The organism is Microcystis sp. M165S2 (assembly GCF_020245885.1).
Lineage (GTDB): Bacteria > Cyanobacteriota > Cyanobacteriia > Cyanobacteriales > Microcystaceae > Microcystis.
In genome coordinates this window covers 1-6,826 of the sequence record NZ_JADBTZ010000180.1, presented here as the reverse complement: position 1 = coordinate 6,826, position 6,826 = coordinate 1, and the positions used below count along the sequence as shown (strand labels likewise).

4 protein-coding genes, 1 pseudogene and 2 CRISPR repeat arrays are annotated in these 6,826 nt (G+C 39.3%); of the genes and pseudogenes, 3 read left to right on the top strand and 2 right to left on the bottom strand.

The genetic code is table 11. The features are described from left to right. Positions 1-210 precede the first annotated feature (210 nt). The 3 genes from c2c8 (at position 211) to IM479_RS09365 (ending at position 2,711) form a co-directional block, all read left to right on the top strand. Positions 211-1,386: a type V CRISPR-associated protein C2c8 gene (gene c2c8, locus IM479_RS09375; RefSeq protein WP_287699378.1), complete on the top strand. Its 1,176-nt coding sequence runs from the start codon at positions 211-213 to the stop codon at positions 1,384-1,386. A gap of 159 nt (positions 1,387-1,545) precedes the next feature. Then, entirely contained in the window at positions 1,546-2,382 is an 837-nt protein-coding gene (locus IM479_RS09370; RefSeq protein WP_287699377.1) for an RNA-guided endonuclease InsQ/TnpB family protein, read from the top strand. Next, positions 2,379-2,711, top strand: coding sequence for a hypothetical protein (locus IM479_RS09365; RefSeq protein WP_287686630.1), 333 nt, complete (start codon positions 2,379-2,381; stop codon positions 2,709-2,711). Before IM479_RS09370 ends, IM479_RS09365 begins: the two co-directional genes overlap by 4 nt. A gap of 242 nt (positions 2,712-2,953) precedes the next feature. Further along, a CRISPR array of direct repeats spans positions 2,954-5,448; the repeat unit is 37 nt; unit sequence GTTCCAATTAATCTTAAGTCCTATTAGGGATTGAAAC. A 206-nt stretch (positions 5,449-5,654) separates the two neighbouring features. Further along, positions 5,655-5,976: a CRISPR direct-repeat array (repeat unit 37 nt; unit sequence GTTCCAATTAATCTTAAGTCCTATTAGGGATTGAAAC). A 367-nt stretch (positions 5,977-6,343) separates the two neighbouring features. Here IM479_RS09365 and IM479_RS09360 read toward each other — a convergent pair. Together IM479_RS09360 and IM479_RS22580 are read right to left on the bottom strand one after the other, a co-directional pair. After that, positions 6,344-6,613 (bottom strand): lipopolysaccharide assembly protein LapA domain-containing protein, encoded by a 270-nt coding sequence (locus IM479_RS09360; RefSeq protein WP_287686628.1) that lies wholly within the window; start codon positions 6,611-6,613, stop codon positions 6,344-6,346. Positions 6,614-6,692: 79 nt separating this feature from the next. After that, positions 6,693-6,826, bottom strand: a pseudogene (locus IM479_RS22580) (RNA-guided endonuclease InsQ/TnpB family protein); the annotation flags it as partial.

The following is a 6,826-nucleotide window of genomic DNA, read 5'->3' as shown; positions in this document are numbered from 1 at the left end:
GTGTCAGTCTGTAGAGCGACCATAAGACCAGAACAGATTTACTCTGTTAAGGCAGGTGCGGAACCCCGCAAGGGAAAGAAGCAGAAACCTAAATCGTGAGGTTTGGGAATCACCGTCCGTTTACGGCGGTGAGGATGTCAAGGGCCTTGCCCTTAGAATGCAGAATTTGTTATTTGACATAGCTCTAAACTAAAGCTAGTATAAAAGTATTTGATTTTTGAGCCTAACGTGAAAGTCCTAGAGTTTAAAATTCATCCCACCGAAGAACAGGTCAGCAAAATTGATCAGTCTTTGGCTGCGTGTAAGTTGCTCTGGAATCTTTCGATCGCACTTAAGGAAGAATCAAAACAAAGATATTATCGCAAAAAACATAAATTTGATGAGTTTAGCCCTGAAATATGGGAGTTAAGTTATTCTGGGCATTACGACGAAAAAGAGTTTAAAACCCTTAAAGATAAAGAGAAAAAGCTTTTAATCGGCAATCCTTGCTGTAAAATCGCCTATTTTAAAAAGACAAGCAATGGGAAAGAATATACTCCCTTAGATGCGATCGCTATCCGTCGTTTTATGAATGCCGAAAATATTGACAAGGATGCTGTTAATTATCTCAACAGAAAGAAACTTGCTTTTTACTTTCGAGAAAATACGGCAAAATTTATCGGTGAAATTGAAACAGAGTTTAAAAAAGGATTTTTTAAAAGTGTGATTAAACCCGCTTATGATGCCGCTAAAAAAGGCATTCGAGGGATTCCTAGATTTAAGGGAAGACGGGATAAAGTGGAGACTCTTGTTAATGGTCAACCTGGAACTATAAAAATTAAATCTAACGGGGTTATCGTTTCTTCAAAGATAGGATTATTAAAAGTACGGGGACTCGATCGATTGCAAGGAAAAGCTCCCCGAATGGCTAAAATTACTCGTAAAGCGACGGGATATTATCTACAGTTAACCGTTGAAACTGACGACACGATCTATAAAGAATCCGATAAATGTGTTGGTTTAGATATGGGTGCTGTGGCAATATTTACCGATGATTTAGGAAGACAATCAGAAGCTAAACGCTACGCAAAAATTCAGAAAAAGCGACTTGATCGATTACAGCGTCAAGCTTCTAGACAGAAAGATGGCTCTAATAATCAGCGTAAAACCTACGCTAAACTCGCTCGTGTTCACGAGAAAATTGCTCGTCAACGAAAAGGGAGAAATGCTCAATTAGCCCATAAAATAACCAGCGAATATCAATCAGTTATTTTAGAAGATTTAAAACTAAAAAACATGACAGCCGCCGCAAAACCTAAAGAAAGAGAAGACGGCGATGGTTATAAACAAAATGGCAAAAAAAGAAAGTCTGGATTAAATAAGGCATTACTTGAAATGTCGGTTTGAAGGCTCTCGGTTTTACCGATGAGATGAAAAGCCGACCAGTATAAAACAGCGAAGCACGATTGATACTTAGGGGTGTCTAATTAAATTTATTTCATACCCTTGACAGTTTGCACAGTGAGATGATATAGTTATAACATAACACATTGAGAGGTCGGGTCAATGCGAGTCATAGAGTTTAAGGTTAAAGCTACACAACAACAACAAATAGCTATCTTAGAAGCTATTAGAATAGGACAGTTCATTCGGAATAAGTGCATTAGACTCTGGATGGATTCTCACAGAGAAGATAAGGTAAATTATGCTTCTTTTTGCAAATTTGTAACAACGTTGAGTAATGATCCAGACACTCCGTTTGTAGGTAATCTTAACTCTATGGCTCGTCAAGCTAGTGCCGAAAGAGCTTGGTTTGCTATATCTCGTTTCTATGACAATTGTAAGAAAGGTTTAGCTCAAAAAGGCTACCCTAAATTCAAGAAGTTCTCAAGGTCTGTGGAGTACAAAACTTCTGGCTGGAAACTGTCAGAAGATAAAAAGTCTATCCACATAACAGATAAAACTGGAATTGGTAAGTTAAAGCTAGTTGGCTCTTATAATCGTGAAATTCTAGATAAGCCCCTAATCAAAAGAGTTAGGCTTATTAAAAGGGCTGACGGATTCTATTGTCAATTTGTTTTAGACCTTGAACGAGTAGAACTGCTTAATTCTACAGGAAAGGAGGTAGGGATTGATTTAGGTTTAAACCATTTCTTGACCGACTCTAATGGGGATAAAATTGATAACCCTCGTTTCCTCCGTAAAGCCGAAAAACGACTGAAAAAGGCACAGCGTAAACTCTCCAAAAAGAAAAAAGGTGGTTGTGTTCTGGACAGAGATGAAAATGCCGCTATCAACATACTTCAAAAAGCAAATACTGTCGGGCGGACAGAAATTCAAGCCCTCGGACAGACTACCCACTGTCTATTAGGTGAAAGCTTAATAGATAAGGTAACTGGATGAACAGGGAATCCCTCGCTTTTAGCGATGGGAGCGTCAAGCCTGATCTTGATGCAAATCAAGAGTCTATCGGGGATGCGCCGATAGAGAATGCCGAACACTCGATTAGTAAGCAGATGAAGCAGGAAGGGAATCGCACCCCCACTCAGCCCGAGAATGGCTCGCAATCCCTTATTTTTTCTTCCGCCCCACCTCAGCCGTGCGGGGATAGCCACGGCAAAAACAAACCAAAAGCCTTATCTGATAAGGTATCCAAGCGAAAGCCTAAAAAATCGCGGGGCGCAATCCCCGAAAACCCCGACCAGCTTACGATCTGGGATTTACTAGACTGATTTTTTAGACCGAGCAGAACCTTGAAAACTGAATTTTAGCGAATGGGGCGCAATCCTTACCTGAAACCCTTTTACATCAAGGGCTAAAGGAAGATGGGAAGCAATTAAGCTTAAGCCTTACTAAGGATTGAAACCATGAGATATTTCGCCATTAGTCGGGCCTGAATCGAAGCAATTAAGCTTAAGCCTTACTGAGGATTGAAACACTGGACCTAGTTCAGCTATATCCCCATCTACAGAAGGTTCCAATTAATCTTAAGTCCTATTAGGGATTGAAACATCCTTTCGGAACAAAGAAAAAATCCATATTCAGCGTTCCAATTAATCTTAAGTCCTATTAGGGATTGAAACGTTCGATCGCCCTTTGCCGGATCAATTAAAAGGATAAAGGTTCCAATTAATCTTAAGCCCTATTAGGGATTGAAACTCCGAAACTTCCCGAGGCAAGTAAGTAGTTAAGGGTTCCAATTAATCTTAAGTCCTATTAGGGATTGAAACGAATCCACTTTTGTCGCGCCACTCGCTCACGCCCGTTCCAATTAATCTTAAGTCCTATTAGGGATTGAAACCCGTGGATACGGTAGATGGAGAGGCTATTTATTGTTCCAAGTTCCAATTAATCTTAAGTCCTATTAGGGATTGAAACATGAGAGCATCTTCTATAGAGTCTGTAGTAATTGCGTTCCAATTAATCTTAAGCCCTATTAGGGATTGAAACCCATAATTGATTTTTGCTTCTTCAAAAGGCAACTCGTTCCAATTAATCTTAAGCCCTATTAGGGATTGAAACTTCTCTTGCTAAATTAAAAATACAAGCTGACCGAGTTCCAATTAATCTTAAGCCCTATTAGGGATTGAAACGCCAACCAGCACTCTCATAAAAAAGACACTCTTGGTTCCAATTAATCTTAAGCCCTATTAGGGATTGAAACGTAACAGTTAATAAATGCTGGATGACCTTTTACTGGTTCCAATTAATCTTAAGCCCTATTAGGGATTGAAACTGATACAGATAAATACTTAGAACTATTAAAGCAATAGTTCCAATTAATCTTAAGCCCTATTAGGGATTGAAACGGGTAAGCATGGGTTAGAATTGGATTTAGATTTTGTTCCAATTAATCTTAAGCCCTACTAGGGATTGAAACATCTTTTAAGCAGATTAGGGGGATTAGCACCGAGTTCCAATTAATCTTAAGTCCTATTAGGGATTGAAACTTGCCGCTTCCTGCTTCGCCTACTACCAGTATTGGTTCCAATTAATCTTAAGTCCTATTAGGGATTGAAACAAATATCAATGAATTAGCTGTAATTTACGGAAAGGGTTCCAATTAATCTTAAGTCCTATTAGGGATTGAAACCAGAAACTAGCAAAATCTAAGCCTGCCCGACGAATGTTCCAATTAATCTTAAGTCCTATTAGGGATTGAAACGGGGAATCCCAATTATTCAAGAATTCGCCAAACGTTCCAATTAATCTTAAGTCCTATTAGGGATTGAAACTTTCAAAAAAATAGAATATTCCCTCGATCGCTTCCGGGTTCCAATTAATCTTAAGTCCTATTAGGGATTGAAACTTCAATTTCCGAGGGCGGCCTCCCATCGGGCAGTGTTCCAAGTTCCAATTAATCTTAAGTCCTATTAGGGATTGAAACTTCTATCGTTAAACCCGTTGTACCCTTTTGGATATCTCCGTTCCAATTAATCTTAAGTCCTATTAGGGATTGAAACCCAGACCTCAAAAAGGTGAAAGCCGCCGCCAATGTTCCAATTAATCTTAAGTCCTATTAGGGATTGAAACGAATACATCATAATATGGCCTGCGATATTCGTAATGTTCCAATTAATCTTAAGTCCTATTAGGGATTGAAACTGGAAGTTATCACTAGAAGCAACGACTAAACTAGAGTTCCAATTAATCTTAAGTCCTATTAGGGATTGAAACGTGGATCAGGGTGTAGCGACGATCATTCCCGCTTGTGTTCCAATTAATCTTAAGTCCTATTAGGGATTGAAACGATCGCCGGCTTGGGCGATAAATAGGGGAGTATTGTTCCAATTAATCTTAAGCCCTATTAGGGATTGAAACCGATTTGAAGAGATGTTACCCAATAGATGTGATTGTTCCAATTAATCTTAAGCCCTATTAGGGATTGAAACGCCGAGGCAAGTGAAGCTGGCTTTAGAAAAATCTTGTTCCAATTAATCTTAAGCCCTATTAGGGATTGAAACACATCGTGGTATCGCCCAATCGCGGTAAATAGGGGTTCCAATTAATCTTAAGCCCTATTAGGGATTGAAACGCGAATTTAGTAGTACAACGTTGTCAGACATCTTGTTCCAATTAATCTTAAGCCCTATTAGGGATTGAAACAAATGGACGGGAACGAAAGAAACCTCCTCATCTTGTTCCAATTAATCTTAAGTCCTATTAGGGATTGAAACGCAACCTCAATGGCAATGGTTTAAAGCTACCCCTAGTTCCAATTAATCTTAAGTCCTATTAGGGATTGAAACCTTGAGTATTAAAAGACTCCACGCCGTAAATATTCGTTCCAATTAATCTTAAGTCCTATTAGGGATTGAAACGAACAAGGAACTGGAATTAATAGCCGTTTTTTAGGCGTTCCAATTAATCTTAAGTCCTATTAGGGATTGAAACTGCGAAGGCATTCCCCTAGAAGAATTTGGCAACTCCTAGTTCCAATTAATCTTAAGTCCTATTAGGGATTGAAACAATTTGAATGTTATAGTTTGAGTCCCTGTATAGGGGTTCCAATTAATCTTAAGTCCTATAGCAAAGACCAAGGTGCTTAGGACAATCCATCGCTGAAACCCTGTTCAGATAAGAGTTTAAAAATTGAAAGCGTCCTAAATAACCCATTATTTGCTATATTAGGGATTGAAACCGGGCCACGGAGGAAGCTGTAGCCCCAAAGTCGATGTTCCAATTAATCTTAAGTCCTATTAGGGATTGAAACTCGACTTTTAGCCCTTTTTTGCAAGTGCTATTAGGTTCCAATTAATCTTAAGTCCTATTAGGGATTGAAACGGTAAATTCCCAAGTTAGCCCGCAAAACTCGAAATGTTCCAATTAATCTTAAGCCCTATTAGGGATTGAAACTTCGGTTGCACAAGTCAAAGCTCTGGAACGAGAGTTCCAATTAATCTTAAGCCCTATTAGGGATTGAAACATCAAGCCCTTTACCGTTTACTTGAGTCAAAAATGTTCCAATTAATCTTAAGCCCTATTAGGGATTGAAACTTCCGTCTAACCCAAAGTGCCAGCGATTGGAGTGATTGGGGGGAAAATTCAGGGACTTTTTCCCTGAAAATTAGGTAATTTACCAGATGAAAATCGCTAAAACCCTACACCCTACACCCCACACCCTACCCCCACGAAAAACTTTTTGCCGCAAATCCTACTTATGAGGACAGGCACTCATGCAAGAGGCACTGATGCAAAAGGGGGAATAAATAATCAGTCTTTAATAACTGGATTTAGTGTTATACGCTAGGGCGGATTCAAGCTCAGTCTGGTACATCTTCTAAGTGGAAAGGCTTATCCAATAAGGAGTTGTCCGTGCCAGATGGATAGAGGAACCGCCGTATTTAGATGCTGAACAGCTTATCTAAAAATCAAACTCGTCTAACCCCGGTTGTGAGGGAAAGCGACTGCGAGGAGATTTTTTCGACTTTCTCAAAAAAGCGGGGATAAATGCGGCCATAAAAAATCCAATTCCCAAAGAAAAAGCCAATAAAACACCGATAGGTACTTTAATTGACTCAAATTGTAGAAACTTTAAAGAAACTGGTTGGATATTTTGAATAGCAAAAACTGCCATGGTCATAATCCAGCCGCCGACAATAGCACTAGCTAAAAAATTACTAATTGTATTCATGCTTGTCCTCGCCATGTTTGTGGGAGATTTTTTCAGGTTTTGTAGGCTAATTTCGCAGTTAGCTCCCTATTAATAGTTACTAATTCTGTACGCAAACGTCGCACTTTGAATCAGCTTTGTACGCTTTGACCCGTACCGGGCTAACTACAAGCCTCTCTATCGGATTCTTGCTAAATGCAACCTCTCCGACTACCTTTCTCCCTATATTTAACG

Coding starts and splice junctions, on each gene's coding strand:
- IM479_RS09360 (WP_287686628.1), bottom strand. CDS start 6,613: ATGAATACAATTAGTAATTTTTTAGCTAGTGCTATTGTCGGCGGCTGG.
- IM479_RS09370 (WP_287699377.1), top strand. CDS start 1,546: ATGCGAGTCATAGAGTTTAAGGTTAAAGCTACACAACAACAACAAATA.
- IM479_RS09365 (WP_287686630.1), top strand. CDS start 2,379: ATGAACAGGGAATCCCTCGCTTTTAGCGATGGGAGCGTCAAGCCTGAT.